The sequence below is a fragment of the Pseudarthrobacter sp. H2 genome (assembly GCF_050157045.1).
Classification (GTDB): Bacteria; Actinomycetota; Actinomycetes; order Actinomycetales; family Micrococcaceae; genus Arthrobacter.
The window spans coordinates 3,566,358-3,585,981 of sequence record NZ_CP189594.1 but is presented as its reverse complement, the minus strand read 5'-3'; the positions used below and the strand labels follow the sequence as shown (position 1 = coordinate 3,585,981).

The 19,624-nt window shown below is 63.6% G+C and carries 13 protein-coding genes and 3 pseudogenes; 6 read left to right on the top strand and 10 right to left on the bottom strand.

What is annotated here, in order from left to right:
• Window positions 1–313: 313 nt before the first annotated feature.
• From ACQCSZ_RS16645 to ACQCSZ_RS16630, 4 genes are read right to left on the bottom strand one after another with little or no spacing between them, the layout of a single operon-like run.
• Window positions 314–1,426 carry an acyl-CoA dehydrogenase family protein gene (locus ACQCSZ_RS16645; protein WP_427004813.1) on the bottom strand — a complete coding sequence of 371 codons (1,113 nt, stop codon included), beginning with the start codon at window positions 1,424–1,426 and terminating at the stop codon, window positions 314–316.
• Between the two features lie 7 nt (window positions 1,427–1,433).
• On the bottom strand, window positions 1,434–2,402 hold the full coding sequence (locus ACQCSZ_RS16640) for an acyl-CoA dehydrogenase family protein (protein ID WP_427004812.1): 969 nt from the start codon (window positions 2,400–2,402) through the stop codon (window positions 1,434–1,436).
• Complete coding sequence (locus ACQCSZ_RS16635) at window positions 2,399–3,577, bottom strand: acyl-CoA dehydrogenase family protein (RefSeq protein ID WP_427004811.1); 1,179 nt, start codon at window positions 3,575–3,577, stop codon at window positions 2,399–2,401. The genes ACQCSZ_RS16640 and ACQCSZ_RS16635 overlap by 4 nt, the downstream gene beginning before the upstream one ends.
• Window positions 3,574–4,431, bottom strand: coding sequence for an enoyl-CoA hydratase (locus tag ACQCSZ_RS16630; protein WP_427004810.1), 858 nt, complete (start codon window positions 4,429–4,431; stop codon window positions 3,574–3,576). The genes ACQCSZ_RS16635 and ACQCSZ_RS16630 overlap by 4 nt, the downstream gene beginning before the upstream one ends.
• A 130-nt stretch (window positions 4,432–4,561) precedes the next feature.
• On the opposite strand from ACQCSZ_RS16630, the gene ACQCSZ_RS16625 reads away from it, so the two are divergent.
• The 4 genes from ACQCSZ_RS16625 to ACQCSZ_RS16610 all read left to right on the top strand — a co-directional run bounded on the left by ACQCSZ_RS16625 (window position 4,562) and on the right by ACQCSZ_RS16610 (window position 8,766).
• Window positions 4,562–5,731 carry an acyl-CoA dehydrogenase family protein gene (locus ACQCSZ_RS16625; protein WP_427004809.1) on the top strand — a complete coding sequence of 390 codons (1,170 nt, stop codon included), beginning with the start codon at window positions 4,562–4,564 and terminating at the stop codon, window positions 5,729–5,731.
• Window positions 5,728–6,531 carry an SDR family oxidoreductase gene (locus ACQCSZ_RS16620; RefSeq protein ID WP_427004808.1) on the top strand — a complete coding sequence of 268 codons (804 nt, stop codon included), beginning with the start codon at window positions 5,728–5,730 and terminating at the stop codon, window positions 6,529–6,531. The genes ACQCSZ_RS16625 and ACQCSZ_RS16620 overlap by 4 nt, the downstream gene beginning before the upstream one ends.
• A gap of 13 nt (window positions 6,532–6,544) precedes the next feature.
• Window positions 6,545–7,696 (top strand): acetyl-CoA C-acetyltransferase, encoded by a 1,152-nt coding sequence (locus ACQCSZ_RS16615; protein WP_427004807.1) that lies wholly within the window; start codon window positions 6,545–6,547, stop codon window positions 7,694–7,696.
• Between the two features lie 284 nt (window positions 7,697–7,980).
• Window positions 7,981–8,766, top strand: a complete 786-nt coding sequence (locus ACQCSZ_RS16610) for an SDR family oxidoreductase (RefSeq protein WP_427004806.1) — start codon at window positions 7,981–7,983, stop codon at window positions 8,764–8,766.
• Window positions 8,767–9,507: 741 nt separating this feature from the next.
• Here ACQCSZ_RS16610 and ACQCSZ_RS16605 read toward each other — a convergent pair.
• From ACQCSZ_RS16605 to ACQCSZ_RS16590, 4 genes are all read right to left on the bottom strand, one after another.
• Window positions 9,508–10,266, bottom strand: a complete 759-nt coding sequence (locus tag ACQCSZ_RS16605; RefSeq protein WP_427004805.1) for an ABC transporter ATP-binding protein — start codon at window positions 10,264–10,266, stop codon at window positions 9,508–9,510.
• On the bottom strand, window positions 10,263–12,080 hold the full coding sequence (locus ACQCSZ_RS16600) for an ABC transporter permease subunit (RefSeq protein WP_427004804.1): 1,818 nt from the start codon (window positions 12,078–12,080) through the stop codon (window positions 10,263–10,265). The genes ACQCSZ_RS16605 and ACQCSZ_RS16600 overlap by 4 nt, the downstream gene beginning before the upstream one ends.
• 3 nt (window positions 12,081–12,083) lie before the next feature.
• Complete coding sequence (locus ACQCSZ_RS16595) at window positions 12,084–12,944, bottom strand: branched-chain amino acid ABC transporter permease (RefSeq protein WP_427004803.1); 861 nt, start codon at window positions 12,942–12,944, stop codon at window positions 12,084–12,086.
• A 106-nt stretch (window positions 12,945–13,050) separates the two neighbouring features.
• A complete protein-coding gene (locus ACQCSZ_RS16590) occupies window positions 13,051–14,262 on the bottom strand; it encodes an ABC transporter substrate-binding protein (protein ID WP_427004802.1) in 1,212 nt (403 codons plus the stop codon).
• 178 nt (window positions 14,263–14,440) lie between these two features.
• Here ACQCSZ_RS16590 and ACQCSZ_RS16585 point away from each other — a divergent pair, with 178 nt between their 5' ends.
• Window positions 14,441–15,196 (top strand): SDR family NAD(P)-dependent oxidoreductase, encoded by a 756-nt coding sequence (locus ACQCSZ_RS16585; protein WP_427004801.1) that lies wholly within the window; start codon window positions 14,441–14,443, stop codon window positions 15,194–15,196.
• Between the two features lie 681 nt (window positions 15,197–15,877).
• Here ACQCSZ_RS16585 and ACQCSZ_RS16580 read toward each other — a convergent pair.
• A pseudogene (locus tag ACQCSZ_RS16580) lies at window positions 15,878–17,503 on the bottom strand (ISAzo13 family transposase); the annotation flags it as partial.
• A gap of 82 nt (window positions 17,504–17,585) precedes the next feature.
• Between ACQCSZ_RS16580 and ACQCSZ_RS16575 the strand changes: the two are divergent.
• Window positions 17,586–18,797 (top strand): annotated as a pseudogene (locus ACQCSZ_RS16575) (ISAzo13 family transposase); the annotation flags it as partial.
• A 63-nt stretch (window positions 18,798–18,860) separates the two neighbouring features.
• On the opposite strand, the pseudogene ACQCSZ_RS16570 reads toward ACQCSZ_RS16575, so the two are convergent.
• A pseudogene (locus tag ACQCSZ_RS16570) lies at window positions 18,861–19,223 on the bottom strand (transposase); the annotation flags it as partial.
• Window positions 19,224–19,624 lie beyond the last annotated feature (401 nt).

Here is a 19,624-nt window from a genome sequence, read left to right as displayed (position 1 = left end):
CTCTACTCCCACACGGCCCGGAGGCCGCGAAGCGACACGCCGTTTTTAGTGGCTACAAAGGACGGTATAAAACAGGCCCCTTGGCCGGGAATTCAACGAATCCGGCCAAGAGGCCCACGTAACTTCGGTCTAACAGACGCACGGAGTGACAGAATCATGGAAGTTCGACAAGTGCGCGGAGGAGAGGAACCGAATGAGCAGCTCGAAATCTCCGATCCGGAATGGCGAGAAGAGTGAACCGGGCGGGCGCTGCTCAATCTTCCAGTCGCTTAGCTCGAGTGTCACGCGCAGCTCTGCGCAGCTGTGACACGCCTTAACCTGGGGTGATGCCCAGCAGCACGCCCAGGCGAAGGCGGTGTTCGCGTGCCTGGCCGAACAGCTGGCCGGTGGCGTGCGCCCGCTTGAACACGAGCTGGGCATCATGCTCCCAGGTGATGGCAATGCCGCCGTGCATCTGCACGGTCTCGGAGGCGACGTGATCGAGGGCGTCCGAGCACCATGCTGCGGCGGATGCCGCACGCTCCGGCAGATCGGCGGCATCCGTTCCAGCCGACCAGGCCGCGGCCCAGGCCGTTGTGCGCGCCGTCTCCACCTGCACCAGCATGTCGGCCATGCGGTGTTTGAGCGCCTGGAATGAGCCGATCGCGCGGCCGAACTGCACTCGCTGCATGGAGTACTCCACCGTCATGTCGAGCCCTCGCTGCGCTGTACCCGCCTGCAAACAGCTGACAGCGACGATGGCGATGTCGCGAATTTTCTCCAGTGCAGAGGCTGCGTCCAGCATAAGCGGCCGCGCATTGACCCGGTTGAACGTCATCGTTGAGAAACGGAACGTCGTGTCCATCGCCGGCGTGTTCACCCGCCGGATCGCGTCGGCGTCGAGCACCTCGAACAGCCCCACGCCGCTCGGGGTCGTCGCGACGGCGATGACGATGTCGGCGCTGCAGCCGTCGAGCACGAGCGTTGCCGTTCCGTCGAGCGTCCAGTGCTCGCCAGCCGTGGCAACGATGCCGGAGCCCGCCGTGCCCCAGGTCCCGTGCTCGTCGGCCCATGCCAGAGTTGCAATGGAGCTGCCCTCCGCGATGCCGGGGAGCAGCCGCCCGCCGGCTTCCGCATCACCAGACTCCAGGATCGCGGCGGCGGCGAGCACCGCGGAGGCGAGCAGTGGGCTGGGGGCCAGGTGGTAACCGAGCGCCTCCAGCGCGAGGCCGGTCTCGAACCAGGTGAAGCCCGCCCCGCCGTACTCCTCGGGAATGGCGAGCGAGGCCACGCCGACCTCTTCGGTGAGCACACGCCACAGTGAGAGGTCGTATCCGGCCTCGGATGCGGCAGCATCGCGCACGGCAGAGGAGCTCGCGTGGCGGGTAAGCACCGCACGCATTGTCCTGACGAGCTCGTTCTGCTCATCGGTAAGTGAGAAGTCCATGGTGTCCTCAGCGTGTGGGGGAGAGAAGGAATGCTGCGATGCGGGAGCGGTGGTAACGGGGAGTCCCCCACGCGCCGATCAGGGCGCGCACACGAGTGATCCAGAGGCCCAGATCATGCTCCTCTGTGTATCCGATCGCACCGTGAACCTGCAACGCAACTCGTGCGGCCAGGTTCGCCGCATCGCCGGCGGCGACCTTGGCCGCCGAGACGCTGCGTGCGCCCAAGGGGCTGCCAAGCTCCACCGCAGCGCCGCCGATCAGCGGGCGCGCAAAGGTGAGCGCGATCCGCACATCCGCGAGCTGATGCTTGAGCGCCTGGTACTCGCCGATCGGGCGGCCGAACTGCTCACGGAGCTTCGCATATGAGACGGCCTCGACCAGCACGCGCTCGCCGGCGCCGAGCAGCATCGCCGCACACGCCAGCGTCGCTCTGTCGATGGCCAGCGCCACCACGGTGGGATCCAGCCGGGTGGCCTCGCCGTCGGCGGTGAGCGCGCTGAGTGTGCGCACCCTGTCGATCGAGGTGATACCGGGGCCGGACGTCGCTCTCGAGATGGAGTCCGCGTCGACGACGAAGCTGTGGCTGCTCGCTGCGGCGTCGAGCGCGTAGGGAACGAGACCGGGCACCGCCCCGGTGGCAACGATCGAGCCGTCAACGATGCCGCCGAGCACCGCGGAGTCGACCAGGTCGGGCAGCAGCGCCGCCGATTCGATGTAAGGGCCGGGAACGGCGTAGTAGCCCAGACGTTCGAAGGCGACGATGAGGTCGACGGCTGTGCCACCCATGCCGCCATCTGCCTCGTCGACGCACAGGCCGAGCAGGCCAAGCTCGGCCAGTTGGGCCCACAGTGCGTGGCCGGAGGCCATGCTACCGGCTGCCCAATCCCGCGCGATCGTCATTTCTCCTGCGCTCTCGATGATCTCATCGATGGCCTGGGCCAGCGCCTGCTGTTCTTCACTCGTCACGAATTTCATGACGCTCTCCTCCCGTCGCCGCCGCGGGGGAGGCCAAGTAGACGTTCTGCGATGATGTTGCGCTGGATCTCGTTGGTGCCCGCGTAGATGGGCCCGACTATGGAGAAGAGATAATCGTCGACCCAGCGGCCGTCGGCCACAGCCGCTGCTCCGCGCAGTTCGGCGACAGGCCCAAGCAGGGTCAGTGCAGTCTCGTGCAGCGCAATGTCGAGTTCTGACCAGAACACCTTGTTCACGCTGCCCTCTGCGCCGATGTCGCCGCCGTCCTGCAGCATGCTCACGGTTCCCCAAGTGTAGAGGCGGTAGGCCTCGGACTTGATCCACGCGTCCACGACAGCGTCTTGCGCGAACGGATCCTCGTGCTGCTGGGTGTGCCAGAGCTCGATGAGGCGGTCTGCTGCGGCGCAGAACCGGCCGGGGGAGCGCAGCGAGAGCCCGCGCTCGTTCCCGGCCGTGCTCATGGCGACGCGCCATCCGTCGCCCGGTGCTCCGAGCACATCCTCGTCGGGAACGAACACGTCGTCGAAGAACAGCTCGGCGAAGCCAGTTGAGCCATCGAGCTGGGCGATAGGGCGCACGCTGAGGCCCGCGGCGTCCATGGGGAAGAGGAAGTAGGTCAGACCGCGGTGGCGCTCGGCGGCCGGGTCGCTGCGGAACAGCCCGAATCCGCGATCGGCCCACACGGCACGCGAGCTCCAGGTCTTCTGGCCGCTCAGCAGCCAGCCGCCGCGCTTGTCGTCGCGGCGGGCGGTGCTGCGGATCGCTGCGAGATCGCTGCCGGCACCCGGTTCCGACCAAGCCTGCGCCCAAATCAGAGAGCCGTCGGTCATCGCGCGGAGGTAGCGAGTGCGCTGCGCGTCTGTGCCGTGCTCGAACAGAATGGGCGCCAGTAAGGAGATGCCGTTCTGGGCAACCCTCGTCGGCCCGCCGGAGCGGTAATACTCCTCCTCGAAGAGTACCCACTCGATGAGCCCAGCACCGCGACCGCCGTATTCCTCCGGCCATGCAACCGCCGACCAGCGGCCAAGGGCCAGTTCGGCCTCCCACTCGCGGTGAGCGATGAAGCCCTCCGCGGTGTCCATCGACGGGAGCGGTGTGGACGGCAGGTGTGCCGCCAACCAGGTGCGCGCCTCGGCGGCGAACGCGAGCTGTTCGTCTGTCAGATCGAGGTTCATTCCGTGGCCGCCGCGTCGCGCATGCTCTTGACTCCCATTCCGGCCAGTGAATCGGCGCCGACCTCTGCGTTGTGTGAATGCGCCGCGTGGTGCAGCCCGAAAACCGAGTCCATGCCGGCGCGCAGACCCTGCAGGTCTTCCGACTGGTTCACTGCCTTCTTGGCGAGGGCGAGCCCGAGGCGCGGCATGGCGCTGATGCGTTCGGCCATGGCCATAACGGTGCTTTCCAGTTCCGCGGTCGGCACGACGTGGTTCACCATGCCTAGGGTGTGAGCGCGCTGAGCCGAGAAGCGGTCCCCCGTGAAGAGAAATTCCTTCGCGGCACGGGGGTTCATGACCCAGGGGTGGGCGAAGTACTCGACGCCGGGGATACCCATGTGTACGACAGGGTCGGAGAAGAAGGCGTCGTCACTGGCGACGATGAAGTCGCAGGACCAGGCCAGCATCAGGCCACCGGCGATGCACGCGCCCTGGACCATGGCGATCATCGGCTTGGGGATCTCGCGCCAGCGCCGGCACATGCCGAGGTACACTTCGGATTCCCTGGCGAATCGGGAGTCGACGCCTGCCGCTCCGACGTGGTCCCACCAGATCACCGCCTTGCGCTCGAAACTCTCGTCGATGTCCCGCCCCGGGGTGCCGATGTCGTGTCCGGCTGAGAAGTGCTTGCCGTTGCCGGCGAGTACGATGACCTTGACCGCATCATCGTGCACAGCCGCGGTGAATGCGGCATCCAGAGCGTAAGTCATCTTCGAGTTCTGCGCATTGCGATACTCAGGTCGGTTCAGCCGCACAATCGCGACAGATCCGCGCACCTCGTATGTCACAACCCCTTCGGAATCGTTGTTTGCCATCGTGGCTCCTCTCTGAATAAATCACCACATGAGACATCAGCTATGATATTGGCCAAACAAGTGCTTGTTTTGCTAGCATAGGCGATACTCGACTTTTTGACCAATGGCGGTGGGCGATGAAAGGTATTTCGTGGATCTGACCTATTCAGTGGAAGACGACGAGTTTCGTCACGAGATCCGAGAGTGGCTCGAATCAAATCTTGTCGGTACGTTCGCGCAGCTGCGCGGCCTCGGCGGATCTGGCCGCGAACACGAGGCGTTCGAGGAGCGGCTCGAATGGAATCGCCATCTTGCTGCGCACGGCTGGAGCTGTGTCAGCTGGCCCCGGGAGTATGGCGGGCGGGGGCTAAGCCTGCAGCAGCAGGTGATCTTCCACGAGGAATACGCCAACGCGAATGCCCCGGCCAGAGTCAACCACCTGGGTGAGGAATTGCTCGGTCCGACGCTGATCGCGTTCGGAACCTCGGAGCAGCAGGCCCGCTTCCTTCCGCGCATCGTGGCGGTGGAGGAACTCTGGTGCCAGGGCTACTCCGAGCCCGGAGCAGGCTCCGATCTGGCCGCCGTGTCGACCAGGGCAAGACTTGACGGCGGAGAGTGGGTGATCGAGGGGCAGAAGGTCTGGACGTCGTTGGCCCACACTGCGGACTGGTGCTTCGTGCTCGCGCGCACGGGCTCTGGGCCGCGCAAGCATGACGGACTCTCCTATCTGCTCGTGCCCATGCGCCAGTCCGGCGTTCAGATTCGACCGATTCTGCAGTTGACGGGAACCTCTGAGTTCAACGAGGTCTTCTTCGACGGTGCCGTCACGGAGGCAGACCTGGTGGTCGGCGAGGCCGGTTCCGGCTGGTCAGTCGCCATGGGCACGCTCGGCTTCGAACGGGGCGTCTCGACGCTGGCCCAGCAGATCGCTTTCCAGCGCGAGCTCCACCTCATCGTCGAACTGGCCCGCAGCAATGGCGCAATCGCCGACCCGATCATTCAGGACAAAATCGTAGCGGCGCATATGGGGCTCGACATGCTACGTCTGCACGGGCTCAGAACACTGAGCGGCGAGCAGGGCATCGAGGCCTCGATCACCAAGCTGCTCTGGGCGCCATGGCACCGCTCCCTCGGCGAACTGGGGATGGCCGTGGCCGGCGCGGGCAGTCTCACCGTCGCCGAGGCGCCCTATCAGCTCGACGAGCTTCAATCCCTCTTCCTGTTCAGCCGCGCGGACACCCTGTACGGCGGTTCGGATGAAATCCAACGCAATGTCATCGCCGAGCGCGTGCTCGGACTGCCCAAGGAGGCACGCTCTTGATTCACCAGCGTTTCGCGCAACCCGTTCCCCCCTATGTTTCCGCCCACGGGCTGCTCAGGGGGCGACGTGTCGTCGTCACCGCTGCCGCGGGTGCCGGGATCGGCGCCGCTGCGGCACGCCGCTGCCTCGAAGAAGGCGCAGGCCTCGTGGTACTCGGCGACACGCACGCAGGAAGGCTTGAGGCATTCGCCGCTGAACTCGGCACCGAGTTCGGTTCCGACCGCGTGCGCTGGGCATTGTGCGACGTCACAGTAGAGGAGCAGGTGGAGGCGCTGCTCGACCTGGCCGAGGAGGCGGGCGGGGTCGATGTCATGATTAACAACGCGGGCCTGGGTGGAACGGTCTCCATCCTGGAGATGACCGACGATCAGTGGGGGAAGGTTCTCGACGTCACCCTGACGGGAACCTTCCGTAGTGTGCGTGCGGCAGCACGCCGCATGGTCAAAAACGAGACGAAGGGCGTCATCATCAACAACGCCTCGGTCATCGGATGGCGCGCTCAGGAGGGACAGGCCCACTATGCGGCCGCGAAGGCCGGCGTCATGGCGCTCACCCGGTCGGTTGCCCTCGATGTCGCCCCGCACGGGATCCGCGTCAACGCCGTGTCACCGAGCCTCGCCATGCACCCCTTCCTCGCCAAGGTAACTTCCGACGAATTACTCGAGCAGCTCAGCTCGAGGGAGGCATTCGGACGCGCCGCCGAGCCATGGGAGATCGCCAACGTCATGGTGTTCCTCGCCAGCGACTACTCGTCATACATGACTGGTGAAGTCGTGTCAGTAAGCAGCCAGCAGGCCTGAGAGGACTATCACAATGACCATTGCATATATTGTCGACGCAGTGCGCACCCCCGTCGGACGCCGGGGCGGTTCGCTCGCCGGCATCCACTCCGCCGACCTCGGCGCGCACGTGATCGCATCGCTCGTTGAACGCACCGGAATCGACCCTGGAGCAGTTGACGACGTCATCTTCGGATGCACTGACACGCTCGGTTCGCAGGCAGGTGACATTGCGCGCACCGCGTGGCTGGTCGCCGGAATGCCAGATCACGTGCCGGGCGTCACGATCGACAGGCAGTGCGGGTCGAGTCAGCAGGCAGTACACTTCGCTGCCCAGGGGGTCATGTCGGGAACCGCCGATCTGATTGTCGCCGGTGGAGTGCAGAACATGTCCGCCATCCCAATCTCCTCGGCAATGACGGTCGGGGAACCGTACGGGTTCACGACCCCGTTCGCGGAGTCGCCCGGCTGGCAGGCACGCTACGGCGACCAAGAGGTCTCCCAGTTCCGCTCGGCAGAGATGATCGCCGAGAAATGGAATATCTCGCGCGAGAGCATGGAGGAGTTCGCTCTTGAGAGCCACCGCCGGGCGATCGCAGCCGCCGACGAGGGGCGCTTCGCCCGCGAGATCGTTCCGACCGCCGGGCTGACCTACGATGAAACCCCACGCAGGGAGACGTCGCTGGCGAAGATGGCGACGCTGGCCACGCTGACCGAGGGCGGTCGTATCACTGCCGCCGTCGCCTCGCAGATCAGTGACGGGGCCAGTGCCCTGCTGATCGCCTCGGAAAGCGCCCTGGCCGCGCACTCCCTGACGCCGCGCGCACGCATCCACCATATCTCGGTGCGCGCAGACGACCCGGTGTGGATGCTGACAGGGCCGATCCGCGCGACCCGGCACGCGCTCGAGCGTGCTGGAATGAGCGTCCGCGACATTGACCTCTTTGAATGCAATGAGGCATTCGCCTCCGTGGTGCTCGCGTGGGCGCAGGAGCTCAAGGTGGACCGGGACAAGATCAATGTCAATGGTGGTGGCATTGCGCTGGGTCACCCGATCGGGGCGACGGGCACGCGCATCATGGCTACTCTGCTCAACGAACTGGAGCGTAGCAAAGGGCGATTCGGCCTGCAGGTGATGTGCGAGGGCGGTGGCCAGGCCAACGTCACGATCATCGAGCGCCTCTGAGCGACCACGCAGAGTAAACCTATCGAGCGCCACAAGGACGAGGCCGACGCGCGAGCTTCCGTTATCCGCCTCTCGCAGGCCGGCAACCACGCCGCCGCGGCATTCGTCCGCGCCGGGGACTGCATGCTCGACGAACCGCTCTACGGCTGGAGCGACAAGCAACGCAGCCTGCTCGTCCACCTGACCCAGCGCCTCGAGGTCTCACCCATCGTTCGCGGCGCCCGACTCGTTACCTAGTCATCACAAACAAGCCCATGTGGCCCAAAAGAAAGCAAGGTCACCTCATGACCCGCACCTACGTCGTCACCGGCTCTGCCTCAGGGATCGGTCAGGCCACCTCCGACCTCCTCCGCGAGCGGGGACACCGCGTCATCGGAGTCGACCTCCGCAATGCCGACGTCGAAGCCGACCTCTCGACAAGGCCGGGAAGGAATGGCGCCATCGCCGACGTGCTGACCGCTTCCGATTCTAAGATCAACGGGATTATCGCGGCCGCGGGCATCGCCGCGCCGAAGGCCCTTACCGTCGCCGTCAATTTCTTTGGCGTGACAGCCCTGCTCAACGGCCTCGCCGGGGCGCTTGCGCAGAGTGACTCCCCGCGCATCGCCGTAGTGAGTTCGATGGCGTCCCTGCAAGAGAATTCAGCGGAACTCGTCGACGCTCTCCTGGCCGGGGACGAGGAACTTGCCCTGAAGATCGGCGGTGCACTCGAAGCGGAGGGACCTGAGACCGGTTTCCTTAACTACACGTCGAGCAAGCGCGCCCTCTCCCGCTGGGTCCGCCGCGAGAGCATCGCTCCCCGTTACGCCGGAACCGGTATTCCCGTCAACGCGGTCGCTCCAGGCACCGTTCTCACGCCGATGACTCGGGACCTGCTCGCTTCAGAAGAAGGTCGCGCGATGGTCGACGCTGCCGTGCCGATGCCCCTCAACGGACACTCGGATGGCGTCGTCATCGCACGGCTTCTAGTCTGGCTGACGAGCGAAGAGAACACGCACGTCACCGGACAGACCATCTACATCGACGGCGGGGCTGATGCCACGCTCCGCGGCGACGACATCTGGAACTAGCTGTACAGCCAAGACGTTGGTGACATAACACTCAAGCGGGGAGGACCCTCGGGGCTCAGTGGAGGTATCTGACATCTTCACGGCCACGGAGGTCCCACGCGAGTGGCCGTCTGACCCTTCATAGGAGATTTCTTCTCGTGGAAGAAGAGATGGCTGATCGTCGGCCCGTTGTCCACGTCGCGAAGGAACCCGGTATTTTCGGGCAATGGAGCGGTTGACATGTCGGGGTAGAGCACCGGTTCACGACCCCGTTCGCGCAGTCGCCCGGCCGGCAGGCATGCTACGGCGCCCGGGAGGTCTCCCAGTTCCGCTCGGCAGACATGATCGCCGGGGCATGGAGTATACGAGCGGGAGCTGGGAGGAGTCCGCTCTTGAGAGCCACCGCCGGGCGGTCGCAGCCGCCGACGAGGGGCGCTTCGCCCGCGAGACCGACCGCCCGGCCTACGATAAAAACTCGCGAGCGAGTTCCTATGCTTCAGCCTCGGTCGACCCAACGAACGGCATGTTGCCGGTGCCGGGAGTACCGCGATCGGATCGGGGCGCTCCCGCGGCGTCCAAGGCGGCTGGTCGCCGACGGCCAGGACGTTCGCGAGGAAGTACGCATCGAAGCACGCGACCTCCGCGATCACGGCCGTTTTGACCCCGTGGGCCAGGCCTAGGGCTGAGGACGCGTCCGTTCGTGGTGAGCGCCACCTGCCTGTGCTGCGCCGACGCCGTGGACGTAAGGGGACTAGTGCACCATCATGAGTCTTCTCCTCCGGTGGTGGGGCTTGCGCCATGGCGTCCGAAGTAGGCGTCTTTCAGGACCTCGATGTCCGAGACCTGTCCCGCGGGTGCCGAAAGCACTGTTCGGCCCATGTCGAGCACAGCGACGTGATCGGCGATAGCGATCGACGCCTCTACAGCCTGCTCTACGAGCAGCACACCGATGCCCGTTGATTTGAGCTCGGAGACCCGCTGCATGACCTCTTTGACGATCACGGGTGCGAGTCCGCCGGACGGCTCGTCTAAGAGCAGGAGTCGAGGTCTTGCCATCAGAGCTGATCCGATTGCGAGCATCTGCTGCTGGCCGCCCGACATGCTTCCGGCGAGCAGATCCTTCTTCTCGTGGAGAATGGGAAAAAGCTCATATATGCTTTCCACCTCGGCGCGCAACTTTCCTCGCGAGACCTTCCGGGTGATGCCGCCGAGTAGCAGGTTTTGTTCGACCGTCTGAGCGCGGATCACCCGCTTGCCCTCTTGTACGTAGGACATGCCTCGCCGAACGCGTTGGGATCCTGACAGCTTTGAGATGTCCTGGCCGTCAAAGCGCACTGACCCTCCGGCGATCCGATTGAGACCCGTGATCGCGCGTAAAGTGCTGGTCTTGCCTGCTCCGTTCCGGCCGAGGAGGACAGTGAGTTCGCCCGCCCTCACGTCGAAGGAGGCGTCCCACACAACGCGCAGGTCACCGTATCCGGTGGCGAGGTTGTGGACCGACAACAGTGGTTCGTTGCTCACAGCAGGTCTCCGATCATCGATGCGCCGGGCGCGAGCTCGTCCGCGCTGACTCCGAGGTACTCGCTGAGAACCCGTGGGTTCGACTCGATCTCGGCGGGGGATCCCTGCGCCATGACCTCGCCGTGGGCGAGTACCACGATATCGTCGGCGAGGTCCAGAACGAGCTGAAAGTTGTGTTCGACGAGCACTACTGTGCCACCGGCTGCGGTGACTTTACGGATCACATCCTCCAGCCGCCCCACTTCGTCCTCGTCGAGTCCAGAGGCGACTTCATCGAGGAGGAGCACCCGCGGATCGGCGACGAGGCAGCGGGCCACTTCGAGCATCCTGCGATGCCCGAGTGGGAGCGAGGTCGCCTCGCTGTCCCGGTGCTGGCCGAGCCCGACGAGGGCGAGCATCTGCTCGGCCACGCGTTGGTCGTCGCGCCGGACCCGGCGGAACTTTGGCAGCCGGAGCACTGAGGAGACCAAGCCGACGGGTGTCCTAGCGTATCGCCCGGCGACGACTGCATCGAAGACACTGATCCCTTCCGGGATGTTCGGGGTTTGGAACGTTCGGGTTACGCCCGCCCGGGCCACGTTATCGGGTGACAGTCCTTGAACCTCGTGGTCGCCCACTTTCACTAGTCCCGAATCGGTGCGGTAAAAGCCGCTGATCATGTTGAGCAGAGTCGTCTTGCCTGATCCGTTCGGCCCGATCAACGCAGTTACCCTGCCAGGCTGCGCAGTTAGAGAGACCGCCTTGAGGGCTTGATTGCCCCCAAACGATTTTGAGACCCCAACCACCTGCAGCGATTCTCCTTGAAGTCCCTCCAGTTTGCCGGGGAATATCTCTCTGGGCGGCAGGGTTGCCGCAGCCTTGGCATCGAGACGACGGACGACGACTCTTACCAGGCCCACGAGCCCGCCGGTAAGGACCACTCCGCCAATCACGAGGAAGGCGCCGGAGAACAGGAGCGAGTACTGCTGGAGCTGACTCGACTGGTTCAGCGCAAACTGAAGGATCGTTGCTCCCACGAGGGCGCCGTAGACGCTGGCGGATCCGCCAAGGATCGACGCGGCGAGGACGGTGGTTGCGAAGGTGAAACTGAATGACTCGGGGGAGATGTAGTGCTGGAGGTTGGCGAAGAGCGCTCCGGCGAGCCCTGCCGGCACGGCGCCGAGTGCATAGGCGAGAAGCTTCTTCCGATATACGGAGATCCCGAGAGACGAGGCGAGGACGGGACTCTGGTTGAGAACCCGGAATGCCACGCCGTGCCGTGAGACCGTAAGGTTGCGGAAGAACGCCAGCCACAAGACGGCGACTACCGCGATCGCCATGTAGAGCTGATCAGATTTCAGGGTGATGCCGAACAGCGTCGGTGACAGGATTCCACTTAGTCCGTTTCGGCCGCCAGTGTCGCCCTTAAAAATCGATACGATGTCCGGCAGTAGCAAGACGAGGAAGAATGAGGTCATAGCGAGCGACCAGCCACCCAGTCGCAGCCCAGGCACGCCAGTGACGAGGCCGACAACCAGAGCCGCGAGTGCCGCCAGTAGAAGTTGGACCAGTAGGTCAGTCTGCCCGGCCTTCGATAGCAGACCGGCGGTGTAGGCGCCGGCGGCGTACATTGCCGCCTGGCCGAGCGCGAGCTCACCGGCGAAGCCGAGGCTGAGGTTCAGCCCGCTAACGACGAGCGTGAGGATCAGCGTCAGTTGAATCTGTCGAGCGAGCGGCTGGGAGAGGCCCAGCAAGGGCAGAATGATGATGACCACGCCGATGGCCAGAGGGATGATCCATCCGGGGAGCGCGCGGAACCTCAACCATAACGTCATGCCTTACACCGTTCTTTCTCGTGTACGTACGAACAATCCCGCTGGACGGATCAGGAGTACCAGGATGAGGATCAGGAATACCGAGAGATTCGAGAAGTCACCTCCCAGGTAGCGCGCCGCGAGCGCTTCCACAAGTCCGACGATCAGCCCACCAACCAACACGCCAGGCATTGACCCGAACCCGCCGACGGCAAGAACCACGAAGCCCTTGAGTGCCAGCGACGCTCCTAGTGTGACGACGGCGTACGTCTTCGGCCCGACGAAGATGCCGAGGAATCCGGCGAGGACTCCTGCAGCGATAAATGCGATGAGCGCGAGTCGGGCCACGTTTACTCCGCGAAGCTGAGCGGCCTCGCGATCCTCCGACATGGCTCGCAGCGCGAGGCCCGTCAATGAATAGCGACCGTAAAGCCCGAGGAGGACGACGAGTACCACAACTAGGGCGATGAGAGTGAGCTCGACAGGAAACACGCGGGCGCCGAGGAAATCGAGCGCATCGTTCCCGCCAAAGAAGCCGACGGTCAAAGGTTCTCCACCCCATATGAGCTGCGCGGCGCCCGTGAGCAGGATCGAGACGCCAAGAGTGGTGACGAGGATGTTGTCGTGATTCTTCACCGGGCGGATGGCGATGTAGTACTCGAGCACAGCAACGGCCGTCACGCCGACGGCTGCCATTAGCGCGGCCAGATACCAGGGCAGGCGCCAGGTCTCCGTGGCCGTAAAGGTGATGAAGGCACCAACCATCATGAGCTGTGCCTGCGCGAAGTTGAACGTCTTCGACGAGACGAAGACGATGTTGTATCCGATGGCGACCAGGGCGTAGACCGCGCCTAGCGCCAGTCCGCCGAGTACCAGTGTCAGCACATCGCTCTCCTTGCTTTGTTGATTCCATTTCGGAACGTTTACGCGGCGCAGCGTCCGGACCTCGTCTGCGGACGGGTCCGAACGCTGCCGTATGCTCGCATACTGCTTACTGGTACTGGCCGTTCTTCAGCTCTGATGACTTGATAAACTGGAACTCGTCCGCGTCGACATTCGGGCTGTGCGACTGAGGAGTAAACCCGTACCTCTTCAGGATGACCGTCTTTGCACCTTCGGTCACCGAGGGGTCCTCAAGTGCCTTTGCGATGGCTTTAGGGTCGTCCAGGCTGCCCGTTTTCTTGGCGGCCGCATTGATCAACTGGAACGCATCGTAGTTATAAGCGAGGATAAGCGATGCCTTGATGGGCCCGATCGAGAGCATTGTCTTGACGGCATCGTTGACGCCGGTCGCAGAGGGATCATATTTCGTGCTGTTGAAGACCTCCATAGCGAGGTTAGCCACCTGGGGGGTACCAACCACGCCATCCGGTGGGAGCTTTCCAACAATTGGCGACGCCGCCACGGAGTTGTTGGCGACAATGGGCACGTTCCAACCAAGTTTGTCGATCCCCTGCAATACGTATCCAATCGGCGCACCATATGCATCGACGACGAGTGCATCCGGTTTACTGGCCTGGATCGCGGAGAGCTGCGGCGTCATGTCCAGCGCCGCAACGTCGTAAGCCTCGTTGTCGGTGACCGTGAACCCGTTGCTGGTCAGCGTTTCCTGCGTGAGCTTGCCGAAGAGCTCACCGTAGGAGCTGCTGCCGTGCAGAATCCCGACGCTCTTGTATCCCTTGTCCTTCAGATAGCCGACGTATCCTTTCAGGTAGTCGGTTGGTCCGGGGGACAGATCGAAGTTAAGAGGCATCTGTGAGGGATCGGCTGAATTCGCGATCGGTCCGATGTTGAACGAAAGGATGCCGGCCTGGCTGATCAGGGGGAGGGTTGCGGAAGCAACGGTGGAGGGTCCCGAGTTGAGCACCACGTCCGGTGGCGTGGAGGAGTTTAGTGCCTCCTGAACCTTGGTGACCGCTACTGTCGGGTCAGCTTGGTCATCGGCAACAGTAACCTCCACCTGACGGCCGAGAATTCCGCCTTCGGCATTGATCGCCTTCGCACCGGCCTGAGCACTCAGCACTGAGGTAGCCGCGTTTGTCGCGAGGGCCCCCTGCGCACTTATGCCTCCGAGAACCAGGACCCGATATGGTTTGGCACTACCGGAACCTGAGGTGTCCGAACCGCTGGCTGCCCCGCAGCCGCTTAGGGCCAATGTGACTGCCGCGGCACTGGCTGCAAATATGGATAGCCTATTTTGCACGACTCTTCTCCCTTGAAGATGAGGCACTGAACTCGGTCAGGTTTTCTTGACCAAGCGATTGTTAGTTTGAGAACTGTATCACAATTACTAGCTCATCAACCATCCCTACCAAGCGCTTGTTTTGAGGACTCACCAGTGATACCGTGACGCGTTCAGGACGATTAGGTCGGGAGGGTTAATGAGTGCATTCACTCAGTTGAATGGAGTCGCATTGGTGACCGGCGGGTCGGGTGGGATAGGAGCGGAGGTCGTGCGCCGACTATGCAAAAGCGGTGCGCAGGTCGCCTTTACGTACAGGGCCAGGGATCCTGTACAGCTTCTTGAGGAACTGGGTTCAGCGGTCGAAGCCCATCGCCTAGACGTGACCGATCCAGACGCAACACAACGGCTAGTCACGAAGTTGACCGAACGGCATGGCGCGATCCACACACTCGTCCACTCGGCCGGTCCCCATGTGCCTATGATCCATCTGTCAAAGGTATCGCCTGAGGCCTTCGCGAATCAGGTCAGGGACGATCTCGTCGGGTTCTTTACCATCGCGCATGCGACACTTCCTGCGCTGCGGGCGTCGTCCGGATCAATCGTAGTAATAACATCTGCTGCCACTCGTCGCTATCCGGTGCGGGACGGTTTGTCAGCGGCACCGAAGGGCGGGGTTGAGGCCCTCGCGCGAGCACTCGCCGTCGAAGAGGGACGATTCGGAATCCGGGTCAACTGCGTCGGGCCGGGTATGCTCCACGAAGGGATGTCAGCGCGTCTGATGGCTTCGGGCGACCTCGATGAGCGCGCGCTCGTGGTCGCGAGGTCGAACATCCCGCTGGGCCGGTTTGGATACGCCGCTGACGTCGCTGAGGCTGTCGTGTTCCTTGCTTCACCTGCTGCCGGATTCATTTCCGGTCAGAAGCTCGATGTCGACGGTGGATATGGAGTTTGACGGCGATGCCCAACCTCGGGCGTTGATTACGTCGTGATGTATTGGTTCAGGGAGCCACTCTATGTGAGGCTCGCAGCCTGGGATGCCCTTGGCGAGGCGTTATTGCAGCGGGGGCGAAGACCCGTCATGGCATGGCGACCAGTATCCCAAGAGACCCTTTGGGCCGAACGGCTGGAAGCGCAGGAACAGGCATCCGCAGACTGTCAGGCGGTTAGGCGTCGGACATCCAGTTCCTCCGTATAGCCAAATGGGACAGTATGGCTGAGGTCGACGATTAAGTCCGCGTCTCCGAGCCTGGTCACAGGATGCCGTGCGTCCCTTGTCGCCTGGCGCTCTCGATCAACCGCTCGACCGCCGCAGTGATGCAGCGGTCCATAGAGGCCCTGTCGCGACCTTGATTTCTACGGATTCCGCATCTTGCACGTTCATAACCAGCTCCCCTCGCAGGGACGGATGGGTAAGCCGGCGTAGCCCTGCGATTTTCACACAGGGTTCGATGTTCGACGACGTAGGTTTCCAGCCAGAGGGCATCTCCAGTGACAGCTACGTCCCTGACATATCCGGTCCGGATAGTTCGGCTTTCTTTCTGAACCTGGACCTGCTGGTCGGCAAAATCCTTCCAATCTGCATGGTCTCCCATGGAGCTGCCTTTCGTATCGCAATTGACTGTGTTGCTTGCTTGTTCCTGCGGCTGGCTGTTCCAGGGTGCGGGCGGGCGATCCGGGCATTGGTGTGACGGCGACGCGGTGCAGGTCCAGAAGGCGGTGCCCGTCCTGGAACTGGTTGGAAAGGTTGGTGCGGCCGACCCCCAGCAGTTGGGCCAATAAGGTGCTGGTGATCGCCCTGCGGCGGCGTAACAGCGCCGTCAGGAGGCCGGTGGTAGTGGTCCAGGCTGCTGGTCTGCGGGTGGAGGTAGCTGCGCGGGCGATGGAAGCGCCGCTGAAAGGCCGCCTCGGCCAGGGCATCCCAGTACGGCTCCGAGGCTGGCGCCAGGCGTTCTAAGTTAGCCCGTGGCATGCCGGTCAGGGCCGGATCGCTGAGCATCGTGGTTAGGGCGGGGTCGATCCGCCGGATGGTCGCCGGCACTTCCGGGACTCGGGGAGGAACGGGGGCCACGGCGTAGTTCCAGTCGCCATGGAACGCATTGGGTGTAATCGGCAGGGCGTTGAACTCGGCGGCGGATACGGTGGTGCCCAGGCAGTAGCTGCCGGTATCCAGCTCGGCCCCGATGCTTAACCCTCCCCGGGTGGTCGTCGCTGCGATGGTTTCGATGACGACCTGGTAGCTGGTCAGCGGCCGGCCCCGCCAGCTCGCGGTGATGTGGCAGAACATCCGGTGTTCGATTTTGTTCCATTTCGACGTGCCAGGCGGAAAGTGGCAGACCGTGATCTCCAGCCCGCTCGCGACGGCGAAGGCGGCCAGGTGTTTCTTCCAGGTCCAGCGGCGGGGATCGTTGGAACCGCCGGCGTCGGCGGTGATCAGCAAGCAGGTGGCGTCCGGGTGATCGGCCCGTCCACAGCGCTGCCACCAGCGGCGTATGGATTCCACCGCGAACTCGGCGGTGTCATGGTCAGTCCCGACGTTGACCCAGCCGGTGTTGGTGGCGATGTCATAGATCCCGTAGGGAATGGCCACCGACTGGCCGCTGGTGGTGAAGGTGTGGCAGTCGACCCTGATCGGGTCCTTGCCCGGCCGCCAGGTGCGGCCGGGCCGGTCACGGTTGCCGAGCCATTCCTTGGCCTTGGTGTCAACACTGATCACCGGCTGCCCCTCGTCGAGGAAGGCGGTGGCCGTAGCGTTCAGATGGGCGAACTGGGCATCGCGATCCAGGTGGTCGGCACCTTCGGTGGTCTTGACGGTGCCCTGCAGGCTGTAGCCCAGCTTATGCAGCAGGCGCCCAACGGTTGCGGCGCTGACCCGGTGGCCCTGTGACGTGAGGGTCGAGGCGAGGGTGCGCAGCGACAGGGTGGTCCATCGCAACGGGGAGACAGGATCACCACGGGTGTGCGGCTCAATCAACGACTCCAGCGCTGGCAGCAGACCGGGGTCGGTGACCGTCAACGGCTTACGGCCGGCTCCCGGAGCCCGGACCCTGCTCGTCGGCACCAGGTCTCCGGCCAGTTCAGTGACGCCCCGAGTGACGGTGGCGATGCTGGCTCCGGAAGCAGCAGCCACCAGCGTGATGCCGCCGTGGCCGAGGGCCGCAGACTCGCTGGCCAGGTAGAGCCGACGGCGGCGTTCATCAAGATGCGGCAGGATCCGATCGAACTTTGCCCGTAACACGGCAACGGGCGGACACACAGTCATGCTCCACCCTCCCACCAACTCCACCTAAGGGCACGCCCATAAATAACTACGACTAATTGACCTTTGAGTGAGACAATGGTGTATGCCCATTTCCGCTGAGGTTGTCGACTCACTGCGTGCAAAGTTCGACACGATCCTGCCCCACCTCGATGAACGGGCCACGCGGCTACTGCTGGCGGCCGAGGCCCGGTCCCTGGGCCATGGCGGGATCGCCGCGGTGGCCCGGGCCTCGGGCGCCGCTCGCTCAAGGGTCCAGCAGGGCGTCAACGAGCTGGAAGCCGGCACCGCCCCGCTTCCGGGCATCCGCAAGCCCGGGGCTGGCCGCAAGACCCTGACCGAGAAGAACCCCGGACTGGTCCCGGCGTTGCTGGCGCTGGTGGAACCAACCCGCCGCGGGGACCCCGAATCCCCATTGTCATGGACGACTCTCTCAACGGCGAAGCTGGCCACCGAGCTCACCGGACAAGGACACCGGGTGGGAGCGGAGAGCGTGGCGAAACTGCTCAAGGACAATGGCTTCAGCCTGCAGGGAAACGCCAAGACCCTCGAGGGCGGGCAGCACCCGGACAGGGATCAGCAATTCGCCTACCTCAACGCCCAAGCCTCCGACCACCTCGAAGACAACCAGCCGGTCATTTCCGTGGACACCAAGAAAAAGGAACTCGTCGGCGAGTACAAAAACAAAGGCACCGAATGGCGCCCCGCCGGAGACCCCGAACAGGTCAAGGTCCACGACTTCATCGACAAAGAAAAAGGCAAGGCCAACCCCTACGGCGTCTATGACGTGGGCACCAACACCGGGTGGGTGTCGGTGGGCACGGACCACGACACCGCAGCTTTCGCCGTGAACACCATCCGCTCCTGGTGGAACACCACCGGCCACACCACCCACCCAAGTGCCAACCGGATGCTGATCACCGCCGACGGAGGCGGCTCCAACGGCTACCGGACCCGGCTCTGGAAGACCGAACTCGCCGCACTGGCCGCCGAAACGGGCCTGGAGATCACCGTCTGCCACCTGCCCCCGGGCACCAGCAAATGGAACAAGATCGAGCACAAACTCTTCTCCCACATCTCCATGAACTGGCGCGGCCGGCCGCTGACAAGCCACGAAGTCATCGTCAACTCCATCGCCGCGACCACCACTAAAACCGGACTCACCGTCCAGGCCGAACTGGACACCGGCACCTATCCCACCGGCGTGAAAATACCCGACGAGCAAATGGCTTCACTGCAGGACACCGGCGCCCTCACCAGGCATGAATGGCACCCCGAATGGAACTACACCCTCAAAAACCGCAACACACCAACTAAATAATCAGTGGGCCCCTAAGCAAGCACTAATTGAAATACAAGCCCCGGCGGTGCCCGAATACTGGCGTGCGACCCCGGCCGAGGCGCCGCCTTTCTTGAGGAATCCGGTCTCGTCGATGATCAGGATCCCGTCGGGATCGCCCAGATGGCGGTTGACGTAGGTGAACAGGTCATCCCGCACAGCATCCGGGTCCCAGTCGGTGGTCGAAAGCAGGCGCTGCATGCCATCCGGGGTGCCGTGCCCGGCACGTTCAGACAGCGTCCAGGAGTTTTTGCGTTCCTCATCCGACAGCAGCCCGCGCACATACCCAACAGCATTCCGCCGCGGTTCGGACCGGACAAACCGCGGCCCAATAAGATCGCCGATTTCTTCCAGGCCTTCGGCCCACTCTTCTACGTCCGCCACACAAATATCATCACTCACCACCAACGATTAACAGGCCCCGGATGGAAAGTCCGATTAAGACCGATTAAACCGCCGATGCAGCTCAATTAAACGCGACTGTAGTACTGATATGTAGTTGTGGTTTGTCAAGAGGCATGGCGGAAGCCGGTTCCGGGCTGGGTGTCCGGGACCGGCTTCCGTTTGGGGTTCCATGGCCTGGTTTGCCGTGGTTCCTCATGGGCCGGTGTGCCTGTCCGGTGGTGTTCAGCGTGTCGTTGGCGACGGCGCGGTCAGACTGATATTCGCGGGTTGATTACCGCAGGACGAAGTGTTCGGCTGAAGGTTACCGCTGGTCTAGAGATCGAGCGTGGCCGTTCAATGGCTGCTCATAGAACTGACGCGGGTTTACTCCACGCGCTGCA

Coding starts and splice junctions, on each gene's coding strand:
- ACQCSZ_RS16585 (WP_427004801.1), top strand. CDS start 14,441: ATGAGTGCATTCACTCAGTTGAATGGAGTCGCATTGGTGACCGGCGGG.
- ACQCSZ_RS16615 (WP_427004807.1), top strand. CDS start 6,545: ATGACCATTGCATATATTGTCGACGCAGTGCGCACCCCCGTCGGACGC.
- ACQCSZ_RS16640 (WP_427004812.1), bottom strand. CDS start 2,402: ATGAAATTCGTGACGAGTGAAGAACAGCAGGCGCTGGCCCAGGCCATC.
- ACQCSZ_RS16630 (WP_427004810.1), bottom strand. CDS start 4,431: ATGGCAAACAACGATTCCGAAGGGGTTGTGACATACGAGGTGCGCGGA.
- ACQCSZ_RS16600 (WP_427004804.1), bottom strand. CDS start 12,080: ATGACGTTATGGTTGAGGTTCCGCGCGCTCCCCGGATGGATCATCCCT.
- ACQCSZ_RS16645 (WP_427004813.1), bottom strand. CDS start 1,426: ATGGACTTCTCACTTACCGATGAGCAGAACGAGCTCGTCAGGACAATG.
- ACQCSZ_RS16635 (WP_427004811.1), bottom strand. CDS start 3,577: ATGAACCTCGATCTGACAGACGAACAGCTCGCGTTCGCCGCCGAGGCG.
- ACQCSZ_RS16610 (WP_427004806.1), top strand. CDS start 7,981: ATGACCCGCACCTACGTCGTCACCGGCTCTGCCTCAGGGATCGGTCAG.